Genomic DNA, 24,274 nt, shown 5'->3' on the forward strand with positions numbered 1-24,274 from the left:
CCGGATCCCGCCCGTTGTCCGTTGGTCAGCTTCGCGCAGAGATCACCGCGACACGACCGGAGCAAGGCCCGCCGACCGCTCGACCGCGCCAGAGTCCCCACAGGCGACGAGCCAGTTGGCAAGCATCCGGTGTCCGCTCTCGGTCAGCACCGACTCAGGGTGGAACTGCACACCTTCGACGGGCAGCTCCCGGTGCCTGGCGCCCATGATGACGCCGTTGTCGGTCCACGCCGTCACCTCCAGCTCGCCGGGCATGGTGCTGGGCTCGATGGCGAGGGAGTGGTAGCGCGTGGCGGTGAACGGATCGGTGAGGCCGTCCATGACGCCTGCTCCCGCGTGATGGACTCGGCTGGTCTTGCCGTGCAGCAGCTCCGGCGCACGGTTCACTGTCGCTCCGTACGCGACACTGATCGCCTGGAGTCCTAAGCAGACACCGAAGATGGGGATCTGGCCGGCGTGCTCGCGGATCAGCGGTACACAGACTCCGGCTCGCTCCGGAGTGCCGGGCCCGGGAGAGAGAAGAACGCCGTCGTAGCCGGCGAGCTCGCCGACCTCGTCGTTGCGGCGGACCACACACTCGGCCCCGAGCTGTTGTAGGTACTGGACGAGGTTGAAGACGAAGCTGTCGTAATTGTCGACGACCAGGATGCGCCGGCTCATGACCGCGAGCCCGAGAGCGAGGAGCCTTCGTAGGCCGGCATCGTGATCGTCTCCTTCAGTTCGAGCTCGTAGCCGAGACCGATCTCCTCGGCGGCCGCGCGATACCACTGCACCGACTCCGACGTGTTCAGCGCGGCCTGCATGGCTTCTGCGTCGCCGATGGCGGAGATCTGGTACGGCGGGGAGTACTTCCGACCCTCGAGCAGCAGCACCGAGCCGACACATCGGACGGTGCTACCCGCGCCGATACGCTGGTCCATCACCATCATGGCCTCCGCCCCGCCGGCCCACAGCGCGTTCATGACACCTTCGAGGTCCTGCTGATGCACGATGTAATCCTCGATGTGGGTGTTCGGTGCGAGGTCCTGGCCAGGCCTGGGTGCGTCGTCCAAGGTCACGGTGAGGCCTTGTCCCTCTACCGGGGTCATGCCCACGCTCGGCCGCAAGGACTCGATCTCCTCCTGGATCCCTTTGGTCTCGTGGTCCCCACGACTGGAAGTGAGACTGTCGACGTCGGCCTTGAGGTCTTCGACCTGCGCGGCCAGTTCCTGTACGCGCCGCTCTTCCGCGCGCACGAGGTCCGGCATGCCCAGCAGGTCGCTGCCGCGCAGGTCAGTACCTCCGGACGTCTTGGCGCTGATCACCAGGAGCATGCCACACAACGCCAGGACCAGTGGTGCCGCCACCTTCCAGCCGCGGCCCCGGGCCGCTGGTTCAGACATCGCAGACACCTCCCCGCGGTCGATATACGTGTTGGGCGTACGAACCACTACGCTATCCGAGCGCAATGATGACAGAAAACCGCACCAATACCACTCACAGGAGAGGATCGACCGTGCCGAAGTCGCGCCGCCGCAAGAAGGATGACTCCCCAGCACAGGAGCCACGTGAGGCCCGCGACCCGGGTGTCTCCGGTCGCTGGGTGGTTCCCACCATGCTCACGCTCCTGATCCTGGGGCTGGTGTGGATTGTCGCCTACTACCTGCTCCGTGAAGAGATACCTTTCATGGACTCGATCGGAGGATGGAATCTGGTCATCGGCATGGGGCTGATCACGGGCGGGTTCATCACAGCGACCCAGTGGAAGTGAGACCGGCGCCGCGCGCATCATCAAGCCGCCGGGCGTCCAGCCGAACCCGGTTTCAGCGAGGAGCCGACCTCGCACTCCGGCCAAAGGGCCCGTCACCGACGGTGACGGGCCCTTGCTGTGCGTATCCACAGCATGCAAGCTCATCTGTGGATGAAACGGACAGGCGTCACATGGTTCACACCGGTCCCAGTCAAGATCCACATTTATGCACCTGACCTGCAAGGATGGCTTATCCACAAGCTCCCTACACACCTGTGATTACACGCGTGTAGTTTTCCCCACTGGGGATAGTGCCTGTGGATAACTGTGGACAGGGTGCTCACACGCAGCCACCATGTTGCTCACGCGACCGTCCACGCCACGGTGGCGGCGACGAGTACCGCCACCACGACGCAGCCCGTGATGCTCCACATGGCTCGGCGCCGGCGCGGCGCGTAGGCGAACACGAACGCGAGCATGGCACCCACGACGAGCCCGCCCAAATGGGCTCGCCAGTCGATACCTGGCACGACGAAGCCGATGACCGCGTTGATACCCACGATCACGAGCACCGCGCTGACATCGCGGCCGATCCGCCGCATCACGATGAACAGGGCACCCATGAGGCCGAAGACCGCCCCGGAGGCACCCAAGGACATGGAGTAGGGGCTCGCCCCCAGCAAGGACACCGCAGATCCGCCCAGCGCGGACAGGATGTACAGGGTGATGAACCGCCATCGTCCCAGCACCGGCTCGAGCGCACTGCCGAGAATCCACAGCGCGAACATGTTCAAGCCGATGTGCCAGAACTCCATGTGCACGAATGCCGCCGTGAGCAGGCGGTACCACTCACCTTCAGCGATGCCGATGGGAAGCGGGTCCGGTGCGTACCCCAACACGAGGGCGAAGCGAGCCGGAATCTCCTGCCAGTTCCCGCCGATGGCCCGGATGAAGTCGGACACGTCGCCCTGCCGCACGACCAGCGTCAGCAGCCAGACCACCACATTGATCCCGATGAGGGACTTGGTGATGAGGTCGCCGTTCTCCCGAATCTCGCCACCCAACGCGGTTCGGGGCTGACGCACCGACTTCCGTCCTTCGGCGAGGCACTCCGGACACTGAAAACCGACCGGCGCGGCCGTCATGCATTCCGGGCAGATATGCCGATTGCAGCGAGAACAGCGAATATAGGTCTCGCGATCAGCGTGCCGGTAGCACGTGGGTATGCCCGATCCAGGCTGTCGAGGGGCCTGGTCACCAGATCCAGTCATCAGAGCCGGGAATCAGGAGCGGGTGATGGTGACCGATTCGATGACGACGGGATCGACCGGACGATCCCCCGGGCCGGTCGGCACGTTCGCGATGGCGTCGACAACCTGCCGGCTCTCCGCGTCGGCGACCTCGCCGAAGATCGTGTGTCGCCGGTTCAGATGAGGCTGCGGCCCCACCGTGATGAAGAACTGCGAACCGTTGGTGTTCGGTCCTGCGTTGGCCATCGCGAGCAGGTAAGGACGGTCGAAGACCAGCTCCGGATGGAACTCGTCGGCGAAGTCGTAGCCTGGGCCGCCTCGTCCGGAGCCCAGCGGGTCGCCGCCCTGAATCATGAAGCCCGGGATGATGCGGTGGAAGATGGTGCCGTCGTACAACTTATCGGTGGTCTTCTCACCGGTGGACGGATCGACCCACTCGCGGGAACCTTCCGCGAGTTCGACGAAGTTCTTCACCGTCTTCGGTGCATGGTGAGGCAACAGGTTGAGATTCACGTCACCATGGTTGGTGTGCAGGCGGGCTTGGATCTGGTCTGCCACGGCATACCTTTCAGAATTGGTCAGTCGGATTCGTCCTCATCTTCCCACGGAGACTCCTCATAAGGCATAAGGTCGTGGGGAAGGCATGATCCAGAAAGGTCTGACGGGGTATTGAGGTCACATGACGTGGAAGCCGGGAGACGCATACGGCTCACCTCATGCGCGGGTGAGGCGTGAGTCGGGCGACCCTGACCGCGGCCTCGATCCGGGCCGTGGAGGACAAAAGCACAAGGAGGCCCGTCTTGAGTAAGTTATTCGGCAGGAAACGAAAGAAGCAGACCGAAGATGCGGTCGCCGACGTTCGCGAGGCTGCCGTCCAGGCACGCGACGCAGCGCGCGTAGCCGGACGGCGTGCACGTGACGCGGCCGGACCGGTCGTGCAGTCAGCGCGGGACCGCATGGCCCCGGCAATGGAGTCGGCGCGGGAGCGGATGAGCCCGGCTGTGGAGTCCGCCGTCGAACGCGTGGCTCCTAGGGTCGACGCCGCACGGGCGAAGGTGGCACCGCGAGCCGCCCAAGCCAGAGAGACCTTCGTCAACGACGTCGTCCCGCGGTTCGCCGAGTCGTTCGCCGAAGCCGCCGACAAGTTCTCCGAGAAGGCTCACGATCTCTCCGAGCGTGCGGCCGACATCGCGGAGGAGCCCAAACGGCAGCGGCGCAAGAAGCGGCGCCGCCGCGTGTTCGTGGTACTCGGCGCCTTCGCGGCCGCCGGTGCCGCCGCGGCCGGTGTGCTGAAACGACGCAGCAACGACGAGCAGTGGACCACCTACGACCCCGCGGCGGGTCCGTGGGCACCCGCGCCCGAGCCCAAGGACCAGAACTCCCAGTCGGGCAAGCCCGCGTCGGCGACGTCCGCCACAGCCAGCGAGTCCAGCGACAGTGACGACGGCGACGACTCGTCGAACAACGGTGGGCCGGCCGCGAAGAAGACCGCTGCCAAGAAGGCCACACCCGCGAAGAAGTCGCCGGCCAAGAAGACCGCTGCCAAGAAGACGGCAGCCGGCGAGAAAAGTTCCTCCGGCGAGAGCCAGGGCACACTCGACGGTCAGAGCTGACACACCTGACGCCCTCTTACCTCGGCTGGTCGAGGTAAGAGGGCGTCGTCGCGCAGCGCCCAATCTCGCCTGACCCGTGCGCCTATGCCGGCCTACGTTCGCAGGACCCGGCGGGCCCAGTCCCGCACGCGGCCGAACAGGTGGACCCGGAGTGGCCCTTCTGCGCAGATACCGACCCCGGACGACGCCGGAACGACGGACTCCAGAGTCTCGTCAACGATGATCTTGGCGACGTCGCGAGGCGTTCCGATGTCCGGATAGTGATGGGATCGGATCCCTGGGTAGCTGTTGATCTCCACGATGATGTGATTGTCAGGGCCGGCAGGCTTGGTGAGGTCATGGGCAAGGATGTCGACACCGGCCAGGCCCAAGCCGGGAACGGCGGCCGTCGCCTTCTTCGCAACCTCCGCGAACGACGGGTGGACGTCGTCGGTGATGTCCGCGGTATCCGCGCCGCGGGATGTATTAGATGTCTGGTCCAGCACGACGTCCTCACCTGCTGGGACGACGCTCGCCAGCGTCAGGTCCTTACGCGCGAGCTCCGCAACCAGGGTGTCGTCGAGCACCATCAGGCGGTGGCGCAAATGAGCGTGCTTTGCCCGCTCCGTGTTGCGCTCGTTGATGAGTTGCTCGACCGAGGAGCTTCCGTCTCCGGTCAGCACTGGTGGCCGCTTCTGGGCGACTGCCACGCATCGGCTCCCGACCACCAGGAACCGCCCGGCGTCGCGTCCGGCGAAGTACCGCTCCACCATGACCGACGGTGTGTTCGCCGCCGCGGCCTCCCAAGCCGCCTCCAACTCTGCGCGCGAACTTATGCCGGTGGTGACTCCACGACCTTTCCCCCCACTGGAGGGCTTCAACACCAGGGGGAAGCCCAGTTCCTCGGCGTAGCTGAAAGCCTGGTCGCGGCGGCTGACACCGAAGCCGCGCCCTTCGGCCACGTTGAGCCCGGCACGGTCCAAGAGCAATCTGGTGACATCCTTGCGGGTGGTCGACCGCGCCGCCACAGACGAGGTGAGATTCGTCCGCGTGCACCAGAAGCCGACCATCGTCCCTTTGTACGAAGTCACGAAGTAGGCCCGTGTCAGCCATTCCACGGATAGGTCTCGACGCATCACCTCGAGGGCCAACAACTGCGACGCGTAGTCGTAGTAGCCGAGCTCGACCTCGTCCGCCCGAGGAAATCTCGGCATTCTTCCTCCCCTGACCGCCCGTTGGTCACGCCGTTGGTGGACAGCGCTGAGACCGCCCGGCGGAATTCCGGTGTGGTCGGTTCGTTGGCGATCGAACGTACCGCCGGCTCGGCGTGCCGGGCGCGCTCAGGATGGAGAGGTACGAAACTGTGACCGAACAGTTGCCCGGCCGAGTTCGTCGCCTGCGTCGCCGCACCACCAGATCACGACGTGAGTGCCGTCCGTCATACGGCATGTGCGCGCAAGCCCCGATCAGGCGCCGACGTAGGCCGCCAGGTGCTCACCGGTCAGGGTCGAGCGGGCAGCGACCAGGTCGGCGGGGGTGCCCTCGAACACGATCCGGCCACCGTCATGACCGGCGGACGGGCCCATGTCGATGATCCAGTCCGCGTGCGCCATGACCGCCTGGTGATGCTCGATGACGATGACCGACTTGCCGGCGTCGACGAGCCTGTCGAGGAGGGCGAGCAGCTGCTCGACGTCGGCCAGGTGAAGGCCCGTGGTGGGCTCATCGAGAATGTAGACCCCACCCTTGTCGCCCATGTGGGTGGCCAGCTTCAGCCGCTGTCGCTCGCCGCCGGACAACGTGGTGAGTGGCTGACCGAGGGTGAGGTAACCCAGCCCGACGTCGGCGAGGCGGTCCAGGATCTTATGCGCGGCCGGCGTACGCGCCTCACCCTGCTCGAAGAACTCTTCAGCCTCGGCCACCGACATCGCGAGCACCTCGCTGATGTCACGTCCGCCGAGCTTGTATTCCAGAACCGCGGCCTGGAATCGCTTCCCTTCACATTCCTCACAGGTGGTGGCGATGCTCTCCATGACGCCGAGGTCGGTGTAGATCACGCCTGCGCCGTTACACGTGGGGCATGCGCCTTCGGAATTGGCGCTGAACAGCGCCGGCTTCACGCCGTTGGCCTTCGCGAACGCCTTGCGGATCGGGTCGAGCAGGCCTGTGTAGGTTGCGGGGTTGGAACGGCGAGAGCCCTTGATGGCGGTCTGGTCGACGACGACCACCTCGTCTCGCCCGGCGAGGTTTCCGTGGATCAGCGAACTCTTGCCTGAGCCGGCCACTCCGGTGACGACAGCAAGAACACCGGTCGGCACGTCGATATCGACATCCTGCAGGTTGTTCTGCCGCGCCCCGCGGATCTCCAGGACACCGCTGGGCTTCCGGACGGATTTCTTCAGGCTGGCCCGGTCGTCGAGGTGGCGCCCGGTGAGCGTGTCGCTCACGCGAAGCCCCTCGATCGTGCCCTCGAAGCAGACGGTGCCACCCGCTGTCCCCGCTCCGGGGCCAAGGTCGACGACGTGGTCGGCGATCGCGATCACTTCGGGCTTGTGCTCGACCACCAGGACGGTGTTGCCTTTGTCTCGCAGGCGGAGCAGCAGCTCGTTCATCCGCTGAATGTCGTGCGGGTGCAGACCGATGGTCGGCTCGTCGAAGACGTATGTGACGTCGGTGAGGGCTGACCCGAGGTGACGGATCATCTTGGTGCGCTGCGCCTCTCCACCGGACAACGTGCCCGCCGGCCGGTCGAGGCTGAGGTAGCCGAGCCCGATCTCCACGAACGAGTCGAGGGCCGATCCCAGCGTCGTCAGCAGCGGCGCCGCCGATGGCTCGTCGAGGCCGCGAACCCACTCGGCCAAGTCGCTGATCTGCATCGCACACGCGTCGGCGATGCTGATTCCCTTGATCTTCGACGAGCGCGCCGCTTCGCTGAGCCGGGTGCCGTCACATTCCGGGCACGCGGTGAACGTGACCGCTCGGTCGACGAACGCCCGGATGTGGGGCTGCATCACCTCGCGGTCCTTGGACAGCATCGACTTCTGGATCTTGGGGATCACGCCTTCGTAGGTGAGGTTGACCCCCTCCACCTTGATCTTCTCCGGTTCACCGTAGAGGAGCTTGTGCAGCTGCTTCTCGGTGAACTTCCCGATCGGCTTGTCCATGGGCAAACCGGCGCCGGCGAAGATGCGGCCGTACCATCCGTCCATGCTGTAGCCGGGGATGGTGAGCGCGCCTCCACTGAGCGACTTGGTGTCGTCGTACAGCTGGCTCAGCTCGAAGTCGGTCACCCTTCCCATGCCCTCGCATCTGGGGCACATGCCGCCGGTGATGGAGAACTCGCGACGCTCCTTCACGGTCTTTCCGCCCTGCTCGAAAGTGACCGCTCCAGCTCCACTGATCGACGCGACGTTGAAGGAGAACGCCTGCGGCGAGCCGATGTGCGGCTGTCCGAGCCGGCTGAACAAGATGCGCAGGAGCGCGTTGGCGTCGGTGGCGGTGCCCACGGTGGACCGTGGATTGGCCCCCATGCGTTCCTGATCGACGATGATCGCCGTGGTCAGCCCATCGAGCACATCGACATCCGGTCGTGCCATGGTCGGCATGAAACCCTGAAGGAAGGTGCTGTAGGTCTCGTTGATCATCCGCCGCGACTCCGCGGCGATCGTGGCGAACACCAGGGAACTCTTTCCCGAACCGGACACACCGGTGAACACCGTCAGCCGGCGCTTCGGGATCTCGATGCTGATGTCCTTGAGGTTATTCTCCCGCGCCCCCTGCACGCGGATCAGATCGTGACTGTCAGCGACGTGCAGCGCGGGTGTATCCGAGGTCGTGACCGTGCTCATCTCGTCTCCATATCTGTCCCGCCGTGCAACGTTCGCGGTCTCAATCGGTCCTACGTGGTGATCCGAGAGCCAGTATGCACCCGACGAGTCAGCTGAGTTCTTGTATGCGGACCATGTTGCCGGCTGGATCGCGGAAGGCGCAGTCTCGAGCGCCCCACGGCTGATCGGTCGGCTCTTGGACCACCTCTACGTCGCTGGCCTGCACGCGCTCGAAGGCACCGTCGAGGTCGCGGGTGGCCAGCATGATGCTGGCGTAGGTTCCCTTTGCCATCATCTCGACGATGGTGCGGCGCTCGTCGTCGGTGATTCCGGGGTCGGCTCCCGGCGGGTAGAGGACGATGTTGACTTCCGGCTGGCCGGGAGGGCCAACGGTATTCCAGTGCATGCCACCGTATTCGACCTGGTTGCGGACCTCGAACCCAAGGGCGTCGCGGTAGAAGGCCAGGGATTTCTCCTGGTCGGTGTGGGGGAGGAAGGTGGAGTGAATCGTGATGTCCATGACAGTTAGGCTAGCTGCGGCTCGTCGGCCCTCGCTTCTCGATTCCTGACCGGTCTCGTCACCTTTTTCGCCACGCACGGCGGCATCCCCGCCGTCGCGGTCGGCATCTGCTGACGGTAGGCGCTCGGCGACATGCCGACCAGTTCGGTGAATCGAGTGCTGAACGTGCCCAGCGACGAGCACCCGACCGTGAAGCACACCTCGGTGACGCTGAGGTCGCCGCGGCGCAGCAATGCCATGGCACGCTCGATGCGCCTGGTCATCAGGTACGAGTACGGCGACTCACCGTAGGCGAGCCGGAACTGGCGGCTGAGGTGCCCGGACGACATGTGGACACCGCGAGCCAGCGCATCGACGTCCAGTGGCTGTGCGTACTCGCGGTCGATACGGTCGCGGACGCGACGCAGCCGCGCAAGGTCGTCCAGGCGCTGCGCCGAGATAGATCCACTGGTCACATGGGAATGGTGCCACGTCGCACCGAAGATTGCCCAGCGCCGCGACGCGCCTGCCGATCTCCCAACGCGGTACCGCGCGGGCGTGGACGTCTCGGTGTCCCACCCACGGAAGCCGCGCTACTCAGCGCTTCGAAAGGTCCACACTGAGGTCGGAGTCAACGATCACTGGTTGCAACGCGGTCGCTCCTCGCAGTGTCGTTGAACGTGATTGTGCCAGTAGGAGCGTGACCTTTAAGGCAATGGCGCCGCTTGGCCTCACTATCGCGGATACCTCGATGCCGATCACCGCTGAGCTAACCGTCATTTGCGCTTCTCAACAAGTGCACGGCTCGCACTGCCCCACACTCATGAATCTACGGTACCCACATCGATCTGACCTGCACTCTTGCGAGTGGAGACGAGGGGACTCGAACCCCTAACCCCTGCCTTGCAAAGGCAGTGCTCTGCCAGTTGAGCTACGCCCCCTGGTGCCCGCCAGCTCATACGAGCGGCGAACCGCGATAAGAGTAGCGCGTAGGGCCGCCTGACGCCGAATCGGCGGCGAACTCGCCGGGACGGGAAGCGTCGAGCGAACCGGGAAGATCTGCAGCTCTTCCCGGCACGTCGTGCCTCTTTCATGCCGGTCCGCGTGAGCTCGCACCTGCGCAGGGCACTAGCTCAGGCGCACCTGGGCATAGACCGCCATAGCGTCGCGCAGGTACGCGGCAAGCCCTGGACGAACGGACTCGTAATTCCGAGCGAACCGCTCGTCGTCCACGTACATCTGGCCGAGGCCGGTGTACGAAACCCGGTCGGGCGTCCAGAACACGGTGATGCCCTGGAAGTGCCGCTCGATGACGGCCTGCACTCGAGCGTCCGCCGCGGGCACGCCGTCATCCATCAACGTGGCCAACTCGTCGTTCTGCGCGTTGAACTCGGCCTTGTACTCGGCCCACTGCGCGGGGGTCCAGTCAGCGACGATCGCGTTGCCGCGGTCCACGGCCTCATTGCCCCATCGTTCACGGGCTTCGGCCTCGTACTGCTGGTGATCGAAACCTTGGTAGATCTCGTTCGGATTCATCGTCCCTCCTTTCTCGAGGGTGGCGATGGTGTTCTCCACGGTGGTGACGAGCCGGCCGAAACGCTGTTGTTCGGCGCGTAGCCACTCGCTGTGCTGGCGCAGCACGTCGACGGCACTATGCGAATCCTGCGCCGCGAGCACCTCGCCGATCGCATCGAGTCCGAGGCCGAGTTCGCGCAGCAAGAGGATTCGCTGCAAGCGGAGCAGCTGCTCCTCTTCGTAGAAGCGCCGCCCGCCATGTGCCGTCCACGCCGGCGATAGCAGGCCGATGGCGTCGTAATGACGCAGCGTTCTCGATGTCACGCCGGACATGCGCGCCACATCGTTGATCGACCAGCTCACGCCGGACCTCCGTGTCGTTCACCGGGCCGGTCCCTCCGGCCCGATCAGAACGATACGAGTTGACGTTACGTCAACTTCAACTTCAATAAGCGCAGCTTCGGCGTCAGACCTGGTCGGACGGCGGAACGGAATCCGTTGCCTCAGCCCACAGGTCGCGCTCTTCCTGACCGCTTTGGTAACGCTTGAATCCCAGATAGCCGGCGACAGCGACAAACGCTGTGAACAGTATCTTCTTCTTGGACACGATGGTCCGCCTCCAGGTAGTGGGTTATCTCCCTGTGAGGCTAACTCACCTCTCGCGAGAGCGCCCACCCGCTTGCATCATCCCGTATGTCGACGACCTGAGGTAGTGAGCGGTGTGTCAGCTCTCCACCTCGGTCACGGCCTCATCGCGGGACATGGGATTGTGCTTGACCCACTCCGCGGTCTCCGTGTGGGCACGTTCGATGTACTGCTGAAGGCGCTCAGGATGGACGCGCCACTGACCCCGGCCACCCATCTTCATGGCCGGCAGGTCACCGCTGCGCACCAGGGCATACACCTGCGCGGACGAGGCATTCAACAGCTCGGCAACGTCAGCGAGGGTCAGGAGCTTTTGATCCATGCAGGCCAGCTTAATCCCTCGCGCTGACGGGCTCCCTGCGTCAATCATGGCGGGTCTCGATACCGCGTGTGCGAGCATGAAGACATGCTTGTCGCGTTCTCCGTCGCACCCTCCGGTGCAGGCGAGTCGGTCTCCGGAGCCGTCGCCGATGCCGTGGCCATCGTCCGGGAGTCAGGGCTTCCGAATCACACGGATGCCATGTTCACCACCATCGAGGGTGAATGGGACGAGTGCTTCGATGTGGTCCGACGCGCGTGCGAGGCGGTCGGGCGGCATGGCCACCGGGTGAGCCTCGTCGTCAAAGCAGATATCCGCCCGGGCCACACGGGGGAGCTGACCGGGAAGGTCGAGCGCCTGGAAGAAAAGCTGGCCAACCGCCGGCCATCCGACTGACACGCGTTAAGCGACGACGTCCACCGCTCGGCCACTCGTGATTCGCACCAGCTCGTCGAAGGTGGCCGAGAAGACCGTGTGCGGATGCCCGGCGGCTGCCCACACCTCACCGTGGCGGGCCAGCCAGGTATCGACCAGCGTGGGAATCGGCTCGGGGTGCCCCAGTGGCGCCACCCCGCCGATCGGCTGACCCGTATGCATGCGCACGAACTCCGGTGCCGCACGCCGCGCTGTGCGCACACCCGCGGCCTGGGCCAGAAGCGTGGTGTCCGCCCGGTGAGCACCGCTGGTGAGGACAAGCAGCGGCTGCCCATCGCAGTCGAACACCAGCGAGTTGGCGATCGCACCGACGTCGCATCCGAGCTGTGCCGCCGCGGCTGCGGCGGTCGGTGCCGAGTCCGCAAGGGTCACGACATCACCTGAGCCGCCGGCCGCGCGCAGGGCGTCCTGTACCTTCCGAACGTTCGGATGTGACTGGATCTTCTCCGTTGTTCTTTCACTCACGAGGCGTCAGCTTACTCAAGTGCCCCGCGGACCGTGTGCTAGAACGGGGGCGTGCAGTTACTTCACAGAGGCAAAGTCCGCGACGTCTACTCCGACCGCCCCGGTGAGCTGATCCTGGTGGCCTCAGACCGGGTGTCGGTGTATGACGTGGTACTGCCGACGCCTATCCCGGACAAGGGCAAGATGCTGACAACCCTGTCTCTGTGGTGGTTCGACAAGCTCGCCGACGTCGTGCCGAATCACGTGATCTCCGCCGAAGACGTACCCGGGGAATGGGCCGGCCGGGCGATTCGATGCCGCCAACTCGACGTTGTCCAGGTGGAGTGCATCGCTCGCGGCTACCTTGCCGGGCTCGGCTGGGAGTCTTACGCGTCGTCGGGAACCATCTCAGGCGTGCAGATCCCGGCCGGCCTGGTGGAGGGAGACCGGCTCCCCGAACCCGTGTTCACCCCGACGACGAAGACCGCGCCGGAGGACGGGCACGACGAGCCGATGACGTTCGCGGAAGTGTCCGACGTGGTTGGCGCCGAGCTGGCCGGCAAGCTCCGGGACGCAACTTTGGAGCTCTACCGGAGAGCCGCGGCAATCGCTGAGAAACGCGGCGTGATCCTGGTTGACACCAAGTTCGAATTCGGCGTCACCCCTGACGGTGAGCTGATCCTGGCGGACGAGGCGCTCACGTCCGACTCGTCGCGGTACTGGCGGGCGGAGGACTGGAACCCTGGCGGTCGCCAGGTCGGCTACGACAAGCAGTACGTGCGCGACTGGGCACGTGATCTCGGCACCTGGGACAAGACGCCGCCCGGCCCCGAGATCCCAGCGGAGGTCGTCGAGGAGACTCGTCGTCGTTATGTCGCCATGTACGAGCGGATCACTGGCCTCACCTGGGAGTGACGCGCAGGCGCGGTGGACGCCCACTCGGTGGATAGCGCCTCATCGACCACACATAACGGACGCGACTATGGGTCGGCGAAGCAGTGTCGCGTCAGCCGCCACGGCTCACAACGACCCGTTCGCCACCGATACCACGATCCAGAGTCCCGCGACGAACGCCCCAACCGTCAGAACGAGGAACCCGTACACCCAGCCGATCGAGGATGGCTCGTTGATGTCGGGCGAATGAGGGTCGTAGATGACCGAGAGCGTGCTGTTCTTACGCGGCTTGCGGTACATCCGGTGGTCGACGCCCGAGCGAGTCTGCCCCTGGCGGTCCGTGAACCGGTAGTGCACCACGATCATGCTGGAGTTCTGGCCACCCGACTTGTCCGGGCGCTCCTTCACCTTCGTCACCGTCGCGTCGACGTTGGTCCAGGCGCGACGCCGAACATGGGTGCGTGCAATCACCACGACGTTGGCGATGACCGGCAGCATCAGCAGCAGACCCACAAAGATCACGATGCCCCACCGCTCCCTGTCACAAGCGTTTCCTCATATCCCGCCGCTAGCCCGCCAAGGGCTGAACGACCCGAGCGTGGCCGAGCACGACGTTGCTGAGCCGGAAGGATGGAGTGTGGGCCTAACAGGACTTGAACCTGTGACCTCTTCCTTATCAGGGAAGCGCTCTAACCGTCTGAGCTATAGGCCCGTTGGCGTGAAGACACACCTGCACCCGAAAGCAGGTGCGACCAGCACATTACCCCACGGAGACCGGCCAGCCCAAACCGGCCGGTACCAGGGGGCCGTTCGATCAGTCGTCCTCGGCGAGTGTGAGCTCGAGACCGCCGAGCAGGCTGGCCGAGAGGTTGTAGAGGAAAGCACCCAATGTGGCCAGCGCGGTGATAAGAACCACGTTGACCACGCCGATGAGCGTGGTGAACCCGAGCACACGCGGGAGCGCGACGTACTGGTCGACGTCGATCCCATCACTGGTGCTGGAAGCCGTGAAGTCGGTGACGATGTCGCTGATCGACGTGAAGACGCCCGCCGCGTCGAGCACCGACCACAGAACAGCCACGGCGACGAAGAGTGCTACGCCCAAGGCCACCGACAGCAGGAACGCCGTCTTCATCACCGACCACGGGTCGACCCGGACAAGGCGGAGCCTCGCCTTCCGGACCCGCGGTGGCCGGCGGGAGCTGGTACTGCGCTGCGTGCCACCCGACCGCTCGGCAGTGGGATGAACCTCTTCCCGAACAGGCCGCGCATCACTGCTCACTTGAGTGTCGGCCAGCGGCGGATGCTCAGGCCGGGGCGCAGCCGGAGCGACCGGGGCCGCAGGCGCCGCCATATTCCTGGGTACGGAAGCGCCCTGGGCCGAAGGTGGAGGAACCGGTTCGGGCCTGGGACCTCGAGCCGGGCCCGGAGGCTTGGGAGCAGGCTGGCGCGCACGTGCGTGCGCGGACTCCACGGCCTGCACGACCGCTGGCGGTGTCACGGGAGGAGGGGTGACCGGTGGAGGCGACGAGGCCTGCCGCTGCTGAGCCGCCGACGGTGGCGGCGGGGCGGGCGCTGCTCCGCCTGGCCGAGTCTTACGCCGAGAACTCGTGGCGGACCGCGCTGCTGCCGCGCCGCGTGGGCCGACGGTAGGTCCGTTCGAATCGGGACTCCGCCGCGCTTGCACCGCCGGATCCGGCGCGTTGCCGTTCGGCGATGCACCGGTCGGCGACTCGCTGGGAGTCACGTCCGAGTCACGCGTTCCATCGGCTGTGGGACGTCCGGTCCCGCCGGAACTCGTCACAAGCCATCACCTTCCGCATTGGTCTCGCTGTCCGGAGCCTCGCTGTCCGGGGCCTCGCTGTCCGGGGCCTCGCTGTCCGGGGCCTCGCTGTCCGGGGCCTCGGCCTCCGAAGCCTCGGTCTCTGGAGCCTCGGCGTCCTCGGCCGCATCGTCCTCTTCTTCGGCGTTCCACGCAATCGCGACAACCGCGTCGTTGGCGCCCAGCGAGACATATTTGACACCCATAGTGTCACGGCCCTTGGCTGGGACGTCACTGACCGAGCTCCGCGTCACGCCGCCCGACGCGCGGATTGCCAGCACCTGGTCGGTGTCACCGACCACCAGAGCTCCCACCAGTGATCCTCTGTCCTCGTTGATCTTCATTGCCTTGATTCCGAGTCCGCCACGGCCCTGTACCCGATACTCCTCCACAGCCGTCCGTTTTGCGAACCCACCATCTGTGACGGTGAAGACGTACGATTCGGTTCCATCCCGGACGACAGACATCGACAATAGTTCGTCATTATCGCGGAACTTCATGCCGACGACGCCACCTGTTGCCCGACCCATGGGACGTAGCTGCTCGTCGTTGGCGGTGAACCGGATCGCCTGTGCCTTACGAGACACCAGCAGGATGTCGTCCTCGGCACTGACCAGTTCGGCGCCGATCAGCTCGTCGTCATCGTGCCGGAACATGAGCGCGATGACCCCGCCGGTGCGGTTCGAGTCGTACTCGGACAGCCGGGTCTTCTTCACCATGCCGTGCTTGGTCGCCAGGACGAGGTACGGCGAGTGCTCGTAGTCCCGGAGTGTCATCACCTTGGCGATCTTCTCGTCCGGCTGGAATGCCAGCAGGTTGGCGACGTGCTGTCCCTTGGAGTCCCGGCCCATCTCCGGCAACTCGTACGCCTTCGCCCGGTAGACGCGGCCCCGGTTGGTGAAGAACAGAATCCAGTGATGGGTGGTGGTCACGAAGAACTGGCTGACGACGTCGTCCTCACGCAGCTGAGCACCGCGCACACCCTTGCCGCCGCGTTTCTGCACGCGGTAGAGATCTGCCTTCGTCCGCTTCGCGTACCCGCCGCGGGTGATGGTGACGACCACCGGCTCCTCGGTGATGAGGTCCTCGGCGGTCAGATCGCCCTCGGCCGGAATGATGCGGGTACGACGGTCGTCGCCGTACTTTTCGACGATCTCGGCAAGTTCTTCGCGGATGATCTGGTGCTTGCGGGGCTCGGAGGCCAGGATCTCCTCGAGATCGCTGATGTCCGCCAACAGGGTGTCGTGCTCGTTCTGCAGCTCGTCTCGCGAGAGCGCCGTGAGCCGGCGCAGCTGCATGTCGAGGATGGCCGTGGCCTGGATCTCATCGATCTCGAGCAGCTGCATCAGGCCCGTACGGGCTTCCTCGACGTCCGCCGAACGCCTGATAAGCGCTATGACCTCGTCGATGGCGTCGATCGCCTTGATCAGGCCGCGGACGATGTGCAGCCTTTCCCGCTTCTTGCGCAGCCGGAACTCGGTTCGCCTGCGAATCACCTCGACCTGGTGCGTCACCCAGTGGCGGACGAAGCCGTCGAGAGACAGTGTCCGCGGCACGCCGTCGACCAGGGCCACCATGTTGCAGCCGAATGTGTCCTGCAGCTGCGTGTGCTTGTACAGGTTGTTACGGACGACGGTAGCGACCGCGTCGCGCTTGAGTACGACGACCATCCGCATACCGGTCCGCGACGACGAGTCGTCACGAAGGTCCGCGATACCCGGCACCTTGCCCGAATCCGCCAGTTCGGCGATCTTGCGGGCGAGCGCGTCCGGGTTGACCTGGTAAGGCAGCTCGGAGATGATCAGGCAGGTCCGGCCGCGGCTGTCTTCCTCGACCTCCACGACGGCGCGCATCGTGACCGACCCACGGCCGGTCCGGTACGCCTGCTCGATGCGGCTGTTGCCCACGATCAGGCCGTGCGTCGGGAAGTCGGGGCCCTTGATCCGCTCCAGCAGGGCGTCAAGCAGCTCCTCGTTGCTCGCCTCTGGGTGATCGAGGTACCACTCGACCCCGGCAGCGACCTCGCGCAGATTGTGTGGCGGGATGTTGGTCGCCATCCCCACCGCGATCCCACCGGATCCGTTGACCAGCAGGTTGGGAAAGCGCGACGGGAGGACGACCGGCTCCGCTCCACGACCGTCGTAGTTCGGCGTGAAGTCGACGGTCTCTTCTTCGATGTCGCGGACCATCTCCATGGCCAGCGGCGCCATCCGGCACTCGGTGTACCTCATGGCGGCCTGGCGATCGTCCCCGCGGGAACCGAAGTTTCCCTGGCCCTGCACCAGCTTGTAGCGCATCGACCACCACTGGCCCAGGCGGACAAGAGTGTCGTAGATCGCCGAGTCGCCGTGGGGGTGGTAGTTGCCCATGACGTCGCCGACCACGCGCGAGCATTTGGAGAATCCGCGGTCCGGGAGATAGCGCCCGTCGAACATCGCGTAGAGGACCCGCCGGTGCACTGGCTTCAGTCCATCTCGCACGTCGGGCAGGGCGCGGCCGACGATGACCGTCATCGCGTAGTCGAGATAGCTGCGTTGCATCTCGACCTGAAGGTCGACAGGCTCGATTCGGTTGCCGCCCGAAGCCGCGGCAGTGGTGATGTCGTCAGTCACTGGTGATTCAAATCCTTCGAGTCATCTGGCGGTCAGGGCCGCCGATCAGATGTCCAGGAAGCGGACGTCGCGGGCGTTTCGCTGAATGAACTTCCGGCGGCTCTCGACGTCCTCGCCCATCAGCGTGCTGAACACCTCGTCGGCCTGCGCGGCGTCGTCAAGCGTCACCTGCAGGAGGAGCCGCTGGTCCGGATCCATCGTGGTGTCCCAGAGCTCATCGTCGTTCATCTCACCGAGACCCTTGTACCGCTGCATCCCGTCGTCCTTGGGCAGCCGCTTGCCGGCCGCCTGGCCGGCGGCGATCAGCGCGTCGCGTTCACGGTCCGAGTACGCGTACTCGTGCGGAGTGTCCCGGCCGACCCACTTCAGCTTGTACAGGGGCGGGTGGGCGAGGAAGACGTAGCCTTGCTCGATGACGGGGCGCATGAACCGGAACAGCAGGGTCAGCAAGAGGGTACGGATGTGCTGCCCATCGACGTCGGCATCGGCCATGAGCACGATCTTGTGATAGCGCAGCCGGTTGATGTCGAAGTCTTCGTGGATACCGGTGCCGAGGCCGTTGATGATCGCCTGAACTTCTTGGTTCTGCAGGATCCGGTCGATCCGGGCCTTCTCGACGTTCAGGATCTTGCCGCGGATCGGGAGGATGGCCTGGATCCGTGAATCACGGCCCTGTTTAGCAGGCCCGCCCGCGGAGTCACCCTCGACGATGAAGAGCTCGCACTCTTCCGGATTGGTGGACTGGCAGTCCGCCAGCTTGCCGGGAAGACCAGCACCACCCATCAGGCCCTTGCGGCTGCGGGCGGCGTCACGTGCCTTCCGCGCTGCCACCCGGGCCACCGCCGCACTCTGGGCCTTGCGGGCCACCAGCTTGCCTTCTGCCGGATTCCGCTCGAACCAGGCACCCAGCTGTTCGTGGACGACCCGCTGCACGAAGCTCTTCGCCTCGGTGTTGCCCAGCTTGGTCTTGGTCTGACCTTCGAACTGGGGCTCAGCGAGCTTGATGCTGATGATCGCGGTGAGTCCTTCACGGACATCGTCACCGGTCAGATTGGCGTCCTTCTCCTTCAGCACGCCCCAGTCCCGGGCGAACTTGTTCACCAGAAGGGTCAGGGCCGACCGGAAGCCTTCCTCGTGGGTTCCGCCCTCATGGGTGTTGATCGTGTTGGCGAACGTGTGGACCGACTCGGTGAACTGGTCATTCCACTGCATCGCCATCTCGAGGCTCATGGTCTGGCCGTCGCCATCCTCGGACTCCGCCTCGAAGTCGATGATGGTCCGGTGCACCTCGGTCTTCGTGGCATTCAGGTGCTTGACGTAGTCCACCAGGCCGTCGGCGTAGTTGTAGCGCACCTCGCGGGGCGCGCTGGTCTCTTCCGTCTCGACGTCGTCTTCCGCGCCCTCGTCGCGGCCTTCGGGCCGCTCGTCACGCAGGGCGATGGTCAGGCCCTTGTTCAGGAACGCCATCTCACGGAAACGCGTGGAAAGCGTCTCGAAGTCGTAGGTGGTGCTTTCGAAGATGGTGTCGCTGGCCCAAAACGTGACGGTGGTGCCGTGTCGGTCGGTGGGCTCATGCCGTTGCAGCGGCGCTTCCGGGACGCCCACGACGTACGCCTGTGTCCATCGGTATCCGTCGCGGAAGATCTCCACCTCGAGCCGGCTGGAAAGCGCATTGACCACCGAGACACCCACACCGTGCAGCCCGCCGGAGACCTTGTAGCCGCCACCACCGAACTTGCCACCGGCGTGGAGCTGGGTCAGCACGAGCTCGACGGCCGGCTTCTTCTCGATGGGATGCTCGGCGACCGGAATACCACGGCCGTTGTCGACGACGCGGACGCCGCCGCCGTCGAGAAGGGTGATGTCGATGGTGTCACAGACACCGGCTAGAGCCTCATCGACAGAGTTGTCGACTACCTCGTAGACAAGGTGGTGAAGTCCGCGCTCACCGGTGGAGCCGATATACATACCGGGCCGTTTACGGACGGCCTCGAGACCTTCGAGAACGGTAATATCACTAGCATCGTAGGACGCGACATCGTCCGTCACAGAACGGGACCTTCCTGCCGAGACCGATCACAGGACGCCAGCGCCACCCGAAGGCCGCTGAAGCCCCCAGGAGACCGAGCGGCCTATATGGACGGCCCAAGTCTACCCTGTCACGATGGTGAATGCTGGCTGAGCGGCCCACAATTGCCGTTTTGGCGGCATGGATCGCGTCCCCTTAATCCCCATACTCGCGTGACCCCTCGCGTGACGAGAGTGCGGCGCACACGGCACGACGCGCGGAATGCCGATTTCCGCCGGGGCGACCATCACCCGTACGTGTCACGCGGGCCGCGACCCGGCACACTCCTGCGGCCCTTGGACCAGCTGCGCGCCTGTGGCCCGAGCACGTTCACCTTCGTCACGGTGCCGTGGCCGATCCGCTGGTTGATCTTCTTCACCAGCTCGGAGGCGAGCAGTCTGACCTGTGTAGCCCACGCCGATGAATCGGCGCGTACCGTCAGAACGGACTCGTCGTAGCTCTCCGGCCGCACGTGCGACGCGACCTCCGCGCCCACGAGTTCGTCCCATCGGGCCATCACTCCATGCACGGAGAGGTCCTCTTCCCAACCGTGCTCATCCGCGAGCTTGTCGACCGCCGCCGACAGCGGCTGGGGGTCCCGCTCGTCGCCGCCGGGACCGCTCCACCCGGAGCCCGCGAACGAGCGGGATCGCCCGCCGGACCCACGGCGCCTGGTGGTCCCGCCGCGCCTGCTCCCGGATCTCCCAGCCGCTTTGCCCCGAGCCACGAGAGCCTTCGCGAGGTCGACACCATCCGGATCCCACGTGTCTTGCTCGGCTTCGGCCCGGTTCGCCGCCTCGGCGGGCGGGACGCTCGTGGCCGGGCCCTCGTTCCCCTCTTCCCGGCGCTCCGGCTCGCCGGTCATTCCTCGGCCCTCCGCACCGCGCCCCCGAGCACGTCGACGCGGGCGCCACGCAGCTCAGGCGGCACGTCGTCCGGCACAGCGGCGGTCACGAGCACTTGTTCGGCCGGGCGCACGAGCTCAGCCAGGCGCTGCCGTCGGCCCTCGTCGAGCTCCGCGAAGACGTCGTCGAGCACCAGAACGGGATCGGTTCCCACATTTCGCAACAACTCGTAGGCCGCGAGCCGCAGGGCCAGGGCGAACGACCACGACTCGCCATGACTGGCATAACCCTTGGCCGGCATCGGGCCGAGGCCGAGAAGCAGGTCGTCACGGTGCGGCCCGACCAACGAGACACCCCGTTCGACCTCGTCAGCGCGTAGCCGGCCGATAGCCTCGATCATCGCTTCGGCCAGCGCCTCGCGGTCTGCTACCAGCTCCACGTCGGGTCCGATAGACGACTTGTAGTCCAGCCTGGCATCGACATTGGACAGGCCACTCTCGGTGGTCGCCACCGATTCGTACGCTTTCGCGACGAGCGGGCGAAGCGACTCGACCAGCTCGAGACGGCCGGCCAGCAGTTCGGCGCCCGCGCGAGCCAGGTGGGTATCCCAGACGTCCAGCGTGCCGAGCTGGGGTGGCCCGCCCGACCGTCCGGCCCGGCCCGCCCGCATCGCTGCTCCAGCTGACTTCAGCAGAGCGTTACGTTGCTTGAGGACCCGCTCATAGTCGGCGCGCACGCCGGCGTACCGAGGGGCTCGAGCTGCCAGAAGCTCGTCAAGGTACCGGCGTCGATCCGACGGGTCGCCCTTGACCAGAGCGAGATCCTCGGGTGCGAACAAGACGGTTCGCAGCACGCCGAGAACATCCCGCGCACGGGCGACAGGGGAGCGGTTGAGCCGGGCCCGATTGGCCTTGCCCGGGGTTATCTCGATCTCGATGAGGGACGGCCGGTTCGCGGGCTCGGTGGCTGAGGCCACGCTGGCCCTGACGATGGCCCGCTCCGCTCCCAGGCGGACCAGTGGAGCGTCCTGAGCCACACGGTGACTGCTGAGCGTAGCCAAGTAGCCGACGGCCTCGACGAGATTCGTCTTGCCCTGTCCGTTCGGTCCGATGAAAGCGGTGGCTCCGCCCGTCAGCGGAAGCTCGACCTCCGCGTAGGAACGGAAGTCGACGAGGGACAGATGAGCCACGTACATAGCGCGCTAGAGCGTGCGGTCTGGAGTTCCGGGATCGTCATCGGCCGGCGACGCCGCACGGATGGCATGACCACCGAACTGCTGCCGCAGGGCGGCGACGGCCCGCATGGCCGGGGAGTCGTCCTGGCGGGACGCGAACCGGGCGAACAGCGCGGCGGTGATCACCGGCGCCGGCACCGAGAGGCGGATGGCTTCCTCAACCGTCCACCGGCCTTCGCCCGAATCATCGACATACCCGGTCAGTTTCGACAGTCCTGGGTCGTCCTCGAGGGCATCCACCAGCAGATCGAGCAGCCACGACCGCACGACGGTCCCCTTCGACCATGCTTTGAGCACGCCTTCGACGTCACTCACGACGTCGGAGGCCTCGAGCAACTCGAATCCCTCGGCGTACGCCTGCATCAGGCCGTACTCGATGCCGTTGTGCACCATCTTGGCGTAGTGGCCGGCACCGACGCCGCCGGCGTGGACGAAGCCTTCGTCGCGGTCGCCTTCCGGGCGGAGGGCATCGAAGATCGGTATCAGCCGCTCGACGTCGCTCGCGTCCCCGCCGACCATGAGGCCGTAGCCATTCTCGCGTCCCCAGACGCCGCCTGACACGCCGCAGTCGACATAGCCGATGTTCTTCGCCGCCAGCAGCTCAGCATGCTTCGCGTCGTCGGTGAAACGGGAATTGCCGCCGTCGACGACGACGTCCCCAGGCTCGAGCAGCTCCGCGAGCTCGGCGATGGTGGCCCGGGTCGGCTCGCCGGAGGGAACCATGACCCAGACGGCTCGTGGCGCGGACAGCCGCGAGACGAGCTCGGCGAGCGTGGGGACATCGGTCACGTCAGGGTCGAGTGCGTATCCGACGACGGTATGACCAGCTGCCCGGATGCGCTCGCGCATGTTTCCGCCCATGCGCCCCAGGCCGACAAGACCAAGTTCCACGTTTCCAACTTTCTCACGGCTGTGTGCGGTGCAGGTGTGGGGTTCCTGCCCAGAGGTGTGGCCGGCATCGGGACGAAACGGGCCGCAGGCGGGGATGGGAACCCCCACAACCGTACCTACCCGGAAAGCCGGATCGGCATGGCCAGGTATCGGTAACCCGAGGTGGGCTCCGCCTCGAGGCTCTCGATGCCCTGAATCACCACCGGTTTGAGCGGGGTGTCGGTGAACGACAGATACACGAACGGCGTACCCAGAGCCTGCAGGCCGTCGAGCAAGTATCCCGGGTTGAAGCCCGTGGCGATGGCCGGCCCCTCCACGTGCGCCTGGAGGGCTTCCGAGGCCTGTGCGTCTTCGCCGCTTCCGGCTTCGAGGACCACCTGGCCGTCGTCGAATGCCAGCCGTACAGGGGTGTTCCGCTCGGCCACGAGCGAGACACGCTTCACCGAGTCGATCAACGACGCGATCTCGACCTTGGCGACCGTAGCGATCTCGGCGGGGAAGAGCCTGCGATAGTTGGGCACCCATTCACCGTCGATGAGCCGGCTGGTGGTGTGCCTTCCGCCGGCCGCGATACCGATGAGGCTGTCGTCTGTGTCGCCTCCGAGCGCGAGCGTGATGTCTCCGGCCGAGGCGAGCGTCTTGGTGGCATCCACGAGTGTTCGCGCCGGTACGAGAGCCACGGCGGAGACGTCGGGGCGCCCCGGGTTCCAGGTGAGTTCGCGCACGGCCAGCCGATACCTGTCGGTGGCACCGAGCGTGACGGTCTCGCCCTCGATCTCGATACGAATGCCGGTGAGGGTGGGCAGCATGTCGTCGCGTCCGGCCGCGACGGCGACCTGACCGACGGCCTCGGCGAAGACAGTGCCTTCCACCGTTCCCGATGCTGCCGGGAGCGCAGGCAACTCCGGGTACTCCTCAACGGGGAGGGTCACCAAAGTGAACCGAGCGTTGCCGCAAGTGATGACAACCTTGGATCCATCTGCGGTGAACTCGACCGGCTTCGCCGGCAGTGACCGCGCGATGTCGGCGAGAAGCTTGCCGGAGACCAGCACGGTCCCGGGATCGGCGACCTCGGCCGAGACGGAAACCTTGCCGGACACCTCGTAGTCGAAGGACGAGAAGGCGACCTGCCCGTCTGAGGCGTCGAGCCGCAGGCCGGCGAGGACCGGAACCGTTGGCCGGTTAGGCAGGGTACGAGCCGTCCATGCGACGGCTTCGGCGAGTACGTCGCGTTCGAGCCGGAACTTCACCGGTTTCACCGTCCTCCCCGCGGGACTAGCCCGGCGGATGTTCTGAGAGAGATGTTTGAGCGATCAGCGTTGGTGCGAGTCATCCTTGCACGAGCAGGCGACAGTCGACGTGGACGGTCCGGAGGTTTTTCCACACGAGCTGCCCCAGGTGAGTTGTGTGGTTCTTCATTACCCATAGATAGTCTCGTCTTGGCCATAGCGTCGGTGGAAACTGTGGACAGGGGTCGAAATCCCTGGCAGGTCCCAGTTTTCTCGTCCACCGCGGTTGTGGAGGCGGCGGGGACGAGACGTGGACACATCGGCGTTGTCCACGTGTAAGAGTCAGCTGTCCACCTCCGGTCCACCGAAAGAAGTCTCTGTTCCACAGACTTTTCCACATCCTGTGCGGAGTGGATCATGACGT

At 65.6% G+C, this 24,274-nt stretch carries 25 protein-coding genes, 2 tRNA genes and 1 pseudogene; 6 read left to right on the forward strand and 22 right to left on the reverse strand.

Annotated features, from left to right (window positions below):
- Positions 1-42 precede the first annotated feature (42 nt).
- Both G1H11_RS08950 and G1H11_RS08955 read right to left on the reverse strand, forming a co-directional pair.
- Positions 43-660 carry an aminodeoxychorismate/anthranilate synthase component II gene (locus G1H11_RS08950; protein ID WP_163818199.1) on the reverse strand — a complete coding sequence of 206 codons (618 nt, stop codon included), beginning with the start codon at positions 658-660 and terminating at the stop codon, positions 43-45.
- The gene (locus G1H11_RS08955) at positions 657-1,382 is read right to left on the reverse strand and encodes a DUF881 domain-containing protein (protein ID WP_163818201.1); all 726 of its coding nucleotides are present in this window, start codon (positions 1,380-1,382) and stop codon (positions 657-659) included. Before G1H11_RS08955 ends, G1H11_RS08950 begins: the two co-directional genes overlap by 4 nt.
- Before the next feature lie 113 nt (positions 1,383-1,495).
- On the opposite strand from G1H11_RS08955, the gene G1H11_RS08960 reads away from it, so the two are divergent.
- Positions 1,496-1,750, forward strand: a complete 255-nt coding sequence (locus G1H11_RS08960; protein WP_163818203.1) for a cell division protein CrgA — start codon at positions 1,496-1,498, stop codon at positions 1,748-1,750.
- Positions 1,751-2,091: 341 nt separating this feature from the next.
- Here G1H11_RS08960 and G1H11_RS26440 read toward each other — a convergent pair whose 3' ends face one another.
- Positions 2,092-3,000, reverse strand: a complete 909-nt coding sequence (locus tag G1H11_RS26440; protein WP_163818205.1) for a rhomboid family intramembrane serine protease — start codon at positions 2,998-3,000, stop codon at positions 2,092-2,094.
- A 12-nt stretch (positions 3,001-3,012) separates the two neighbouring features.
- Positions 3,013-3,537 (reverse strand): peptidylprolyl isomerase, encoded by a 525-nt coding sequence (locus G1H11_RS08970; RefSeq protein ID WP_163818207.1) that lies wholly within the window; start codon positions 3,535-3,537, stop codon positions 3,013-3,015.
- A 242-nt stretch (positions 3,538-3,779) separates the two neighbouring features.
- Between G1H11_RS08970 and G1H11_RS08975 the strand changes: the two genes are divergently transcribed.
- Entirely contained in the window at positions 3,780-4,592 is an 813-nt protein-coding gene (locus G1H11_RS08975; protein WP_163818209.1) for a hypothetical protein, read from the forward strand.
- 92 nt (positions 4,593-4,684) lie between these two features.
- Here G1H11_RS08975 and G1H11_RS08980 read toward each other — a convergent pair whose 3' ends face one another.
- The 8 genes from G1H11_RS08980 to G1H11_RS09010 all read right to left on the reverse strand — a co-directional run bounded on the left by G1H11_RS08980 (position 4,685) and on the right by G1H11_RS09010 (position 11,379).
- Positions 4,685-5,785 carry an ATP-binding protein gene (locus G1H11_RS08980; RefSeq protein ID WP_163818211.1) on the reverse strand — a complete coding sequence of 367 codons (1,101 nt, stop codon included), beginning with the start codon at positions 5,783-5,785 and terminating at the stop codon, positions 4,685-4,687.
- A 252-nt stretch (positions 5,786-6,037) separates the two neighbouring features.
- The gene (locus G1H11_RS08985; protein WP_163818213.1) at positions 6,038-8,419 is read right to left on the reverse strand and encodes an ATP-binding cassette domain-containing protein; all 2,382 of its coding nucleotides are present in this window, start codon (positions 8,417-8,419) and stop codon (positions 6,038-6,040) included.
- Between the two features lie 88 nt (positions 8,420-8,507).
- Positions 8,508-8,918, reverse strand: coding sequence for a VOC family protein (locus G1H11_RS08990; protein WP_163818215.1), 411 nt, complete (start codon positions 8,916-8,918; stop codon positions 8,508-8,510).
- Positions 8,919-8,923: 5 nt separating this feature from the next.
- Positions 8,924-9,373 (reverse strand): helix-turn-helix domain-containing protein, encoded by a 450-nt coding sequence (locus tag G1H11_RS08995; protein WP_163818217.1) that lies wholly within the window; start codon positions 9,371-9,373, stop codon positions 8,924-8,926.
- A 392-nt stretch (positions 9,374-9,765) separates the two neighbouring features.
- A tRNA-Ala gene (locus G1H11_RS09000) sits at positions 9,766-9,838 on the reverse strand.
- A 187-nt stretch (positions 9,839-10,025) separates the two neighbouring features.
- Positions 10,026-10,775 (reverse strand): TipAS antibiotic-recognition domain-containing protein, encoded by a 750-nt coding sequence (locus G1H11_RS26985; protein ID WP_163818219.1) that lies wholly within the window; start codon positions 10,773-10,775, stop codon positions 10,026-10,028.
- A 103-nt stretch (positions 10,776-10,878) separates the two neighbouring features.
- On the reverse strand, positions 10,879-11,019 hold the full coding sequence (locus tag G1H11_RS25690; protein WP_174257505.1) for a DLW-39 family protein: 141 nt from the start codon (positions 11,017-11,019) through the stop codon (positions 10,879-10,881).
- Between the two features lie 117 nt (positions 11,020-11,136).
- A complete protein-coding gene (locus G1H11_RS09010) occupies positions 11,137-11,379 on the reverse strand; it encodes a helix-turn-helix domain-containing protein (protein ID WP_163818221.1) in 243 nt (80 codons plus the stop codon).
- Between the two features lie 84 nt (positions 11,380-11,463).
- Here G1H11_RS09010 and G1H11_RS09015 point away from each other — a divergent pair, with 84 nt between their 5' ends.
- Positions 11,464-11,772, forward strand: a complete 309-nt coding sequence (locus G1H11_RS09015; RefSeq protein ID WP_163818223.1) for a thiamine-binding protein — start codon at positions 11,464-11,466, stop codon at positions 11,770-11,772.
- Between the two features lie 6 nt (positions 11,773-11,778).
- Here G1H11_RS09015 and G1H11_RS09020 read toward each other — a convergent pair whose 3' ends face one another.
- Entirely contained in the window at positions 11,779-12,276 is a 498-nt protein-coding gene (locus G1H11_RS09020) for a YbaK/EbsC family protein (protein WP_216843592.1), read from the reverse strand.
- A gap of 51 nt (positions 12,277-12,327) precedes the next feature.
- Here G1H11_RS09020 and G1H11_RS09025 point away from each other — a divergent pair, with 51 nt between their 5' ends.
- A complete protein-coding gene (locus G1H11_RS09025; protein ID WP_163818225.1) occupies positions 12,328-13,170 on the forward strand; it encodes a phosphoribosylaminoimidazolesuccinocarboxamide synthase in 843 nt (280 codons plus the stop codon).
- Positions 13,171-13,275: 105 nt separating this feature from the next.
- On the opposite strand, the gene G1H11_RS09030 is transcribed toward G1H11_RS09025, so the two are convergent.
- From G1H11_RS09030 to G1H11_RS26455, 3 genes are all read right to left on the reverse strand, one after another.
- Positions 13,276-13,671 carry a DUF3592 domain-containing protein gene (locus G1H11_RS09030; RefSeq protein ID WP_163818226.1) on the reverse strand — a complete coding sequence of 132 codons (396 nt, stop codon included), beginning with the start codon at positions 13,669-13,671 and terminating at the stop codon, positions 13,276-13,278.
- 116 nt (positions 13,672-13,787) lie between these two features.
- Positions 13,788-13,861: transfer RNA gene (locus G1H11_RS09035), tRNA-Ile, on the reverse strand.
- Positions 13,862-13,963: 102 nt separating this feature from the next.
- A complete protein-coding gene (locus G1H11_RS26455; protein WP_163818228.1) occupies positions 13,964-14,431 on the reverse strand; it encodes a DUF3566 domain-containing protein in 468 nt (155 codons plus the stop codon).
- A gap of 236 nt (positions 14,432-14,667) precedes the next feature.
- On the opposite strand from G1H11_RS26455, the gene G1H11_RS26460 reads away from it, so the two are divergent.
- Positions 14,668-14,802 (forward strand): hypothetical protein, encoded by a 135-nt coding sequence (locus G1H11_RS26460; RefSeq protein WP_281352303.1) that lies wholly within the window; start codon positions 14,668-14,670, stop codon positions 14,800-14,802.
- Positions 14,803-14,830: 28 nt separating this feature from the next.
- Positions 14,831-15,034, forward strand: a pseudogene (locus tag G1H11_RS27415) (pentapeptide repeat-containing protein); the annotation flags it as partial.
- Here the strand turns inward: G1H11_RS27415 and gyrA are convergent.
- The 6 genes from gyrA to dnaN form a co-directional block, all read right to left on the reverse strand.
- On the reverse strand, positions 14,950-17,583 hold the full coding sequence (gene gyrA, locus G1H11_RS09045; protein WP_343074835.1) for a DNA gyrase subunit A: 2,634 nt from the start codon (positions 17,581-17,583) through the stop codon (positions 14,950-14,952). The pseudogene G1H11_RS27415 and the gene gyrA sit on opposite strands and share 85 nt — an antisense overlap.
- Before the next feature lie 45 nt (positions 17,584-17,628).
- The gene (gene gyrB / locus G1H11_RS09050; RefSeq protein ID WP_163818230.1) at positions 17,629-19,632 is read right to left on the reverse strand and encodes a DNA topoisomerase (ATP-hydrolyzing) subunit B; all 2,004 of its coding nucleotides are present in this window, start codon (positions 19,630-19,632) and stop codon (positions 17,629-17,631) included.
- Between the two features lie 266 nt (positions 19,633-19,898).
- Positions 19,899-20,516, reverse strand: a complete 618-nt coding sequence (locus G1H11_RS09055) for a DciA family protein (protein WP_163818232.1) — start codon at positions 20,514-20,516, stop codon at positions 19,899-19,901.
- A complete protein-coding gene (gene recF / locus G1H11_RS09060; protein WP_163818234.1) occupies positions 20,513-21,691 on the reverse strand; it encodes a DNA replication/repair protein RecF in 1,179 nt (392 codons plus the stop codon). The genes G1H11_RS09055 and recF overlap by 4 nt, the downstream gene beginning before the upstream one ends.
- A gap of 6 nt (positions 21,692-21,697) precedes the next feature.
- The gene (gnd, locus tag G1H11_RS09065) at positions 21,698-22,621 is read right to left on the reverse strand and encodes a phosphogluconate dehydrogenase (NAD(+)-dependent, decarboxylating) (protein ID WP_163818236.1); all 924 of its coding nucleotides are present in this window, start codon (positions 22,619-22,621) and stop codon (positions 21,698-21,700) included.
- Between the two features lie 116 nt (positions 22,622-22,737).
- Positions 22,738-23,871 (reverse strand): DNA polymerase III subunit beta, encoded by a 1,134-nt coding sequence (gene dnaN / locus G1H11_RS09070; RefSeq protein ID WP_163818237.1) that lies wholly within the window; start codon positions 23,869-23,871, stop codon positions 22,738-22,740.
- Positions 23,872-24,274 lie beyond the last annotated feature (403 nt).

This window comes from Phytoactinopolyspora alkaliphila, assembly GCF_010550695.1.
In the GTDB taxonomy this organism is placed as follows: Bacteria; Actinomycetota; Actinomycetes; order Jiangellales; family Jiangellaceae; genus Phytoactinopolyspora; species Phytoactinopolyspora alkaliphila.

Bases quoted from the DNA above. Each gene is read 5' to 3' on its own strand.
- G1H11_RS09055 (WP_163818232.1), bottom strand. From the start codon at position 20,516: ATGACCGGCGAGCCGGAGCGCCGGGAAGAGGGGAACGAGGGCCCGGCC.
- G1H11_RS08985 (WP_163818213.1), bottom strand. From the start codon at position 8,419: ATGAGCACGGTCACGACCTCGGATACACCCGCGCTGCACGTCGCTGAC.
- G1H11_RS26440 (WP_163818205.1), bottom strand. From the start codon at position 3,000: ATGACTGGATCTGGTGACCAGGCCCCTCGACAGCCTGGATCGGGCATA.
- G1H11_RS09010 (WP_163818221.1), bottom strand. From the start codon at position 11,379: ATGGATCAAAAGCTCCTGACCCTCGCTGACGTTGCCGAGCTGTTGAAT.
- recF (WP_163818234.1), bottom strand. From the start codon at position 21,691: ATGTACGTGGCTCATCTGTCCCTCGTCGACTTCCGTTCCTACGCGGAG.
- G1H11_RS09015 (WP_163818223.1), top strand. From the start codon at position 11,464: ATGCTTGTCGCGTTCTCCGTCGCACCCTCCGGTGCAGGCGAGTCGGTC.
- G1H11_RS08950 (WP_163818199.1), bottom strand. From the start codon at position 660: ATGAGCCGGCGCATCCTGGTCGTCGACAATTACGACAGCTTCGTCTTC.
- G1H11_RS08980 (WP_163818211.1), bottom strand. From the start codon at position 5,785: ATGCCGAGATTTCCTCGGGCGGACGAGGTCGAGCTCGGCTACTACGAC.
- G1H11_RS08955 (WP_163818201.1), bottom strand. From the start codon at position 1,382: ATGTCTGAACCAGCGGCCCGGGGCCGCGGCTGGAAGGTGGCGGCACCA.
- G1H11_RS08990 (WP_163818215.1), bottom strand. From the start codon at position 8,918: ATGGACATCACGATTCACTCCACCTTCCTCCCCCACACCGACCAGGAG.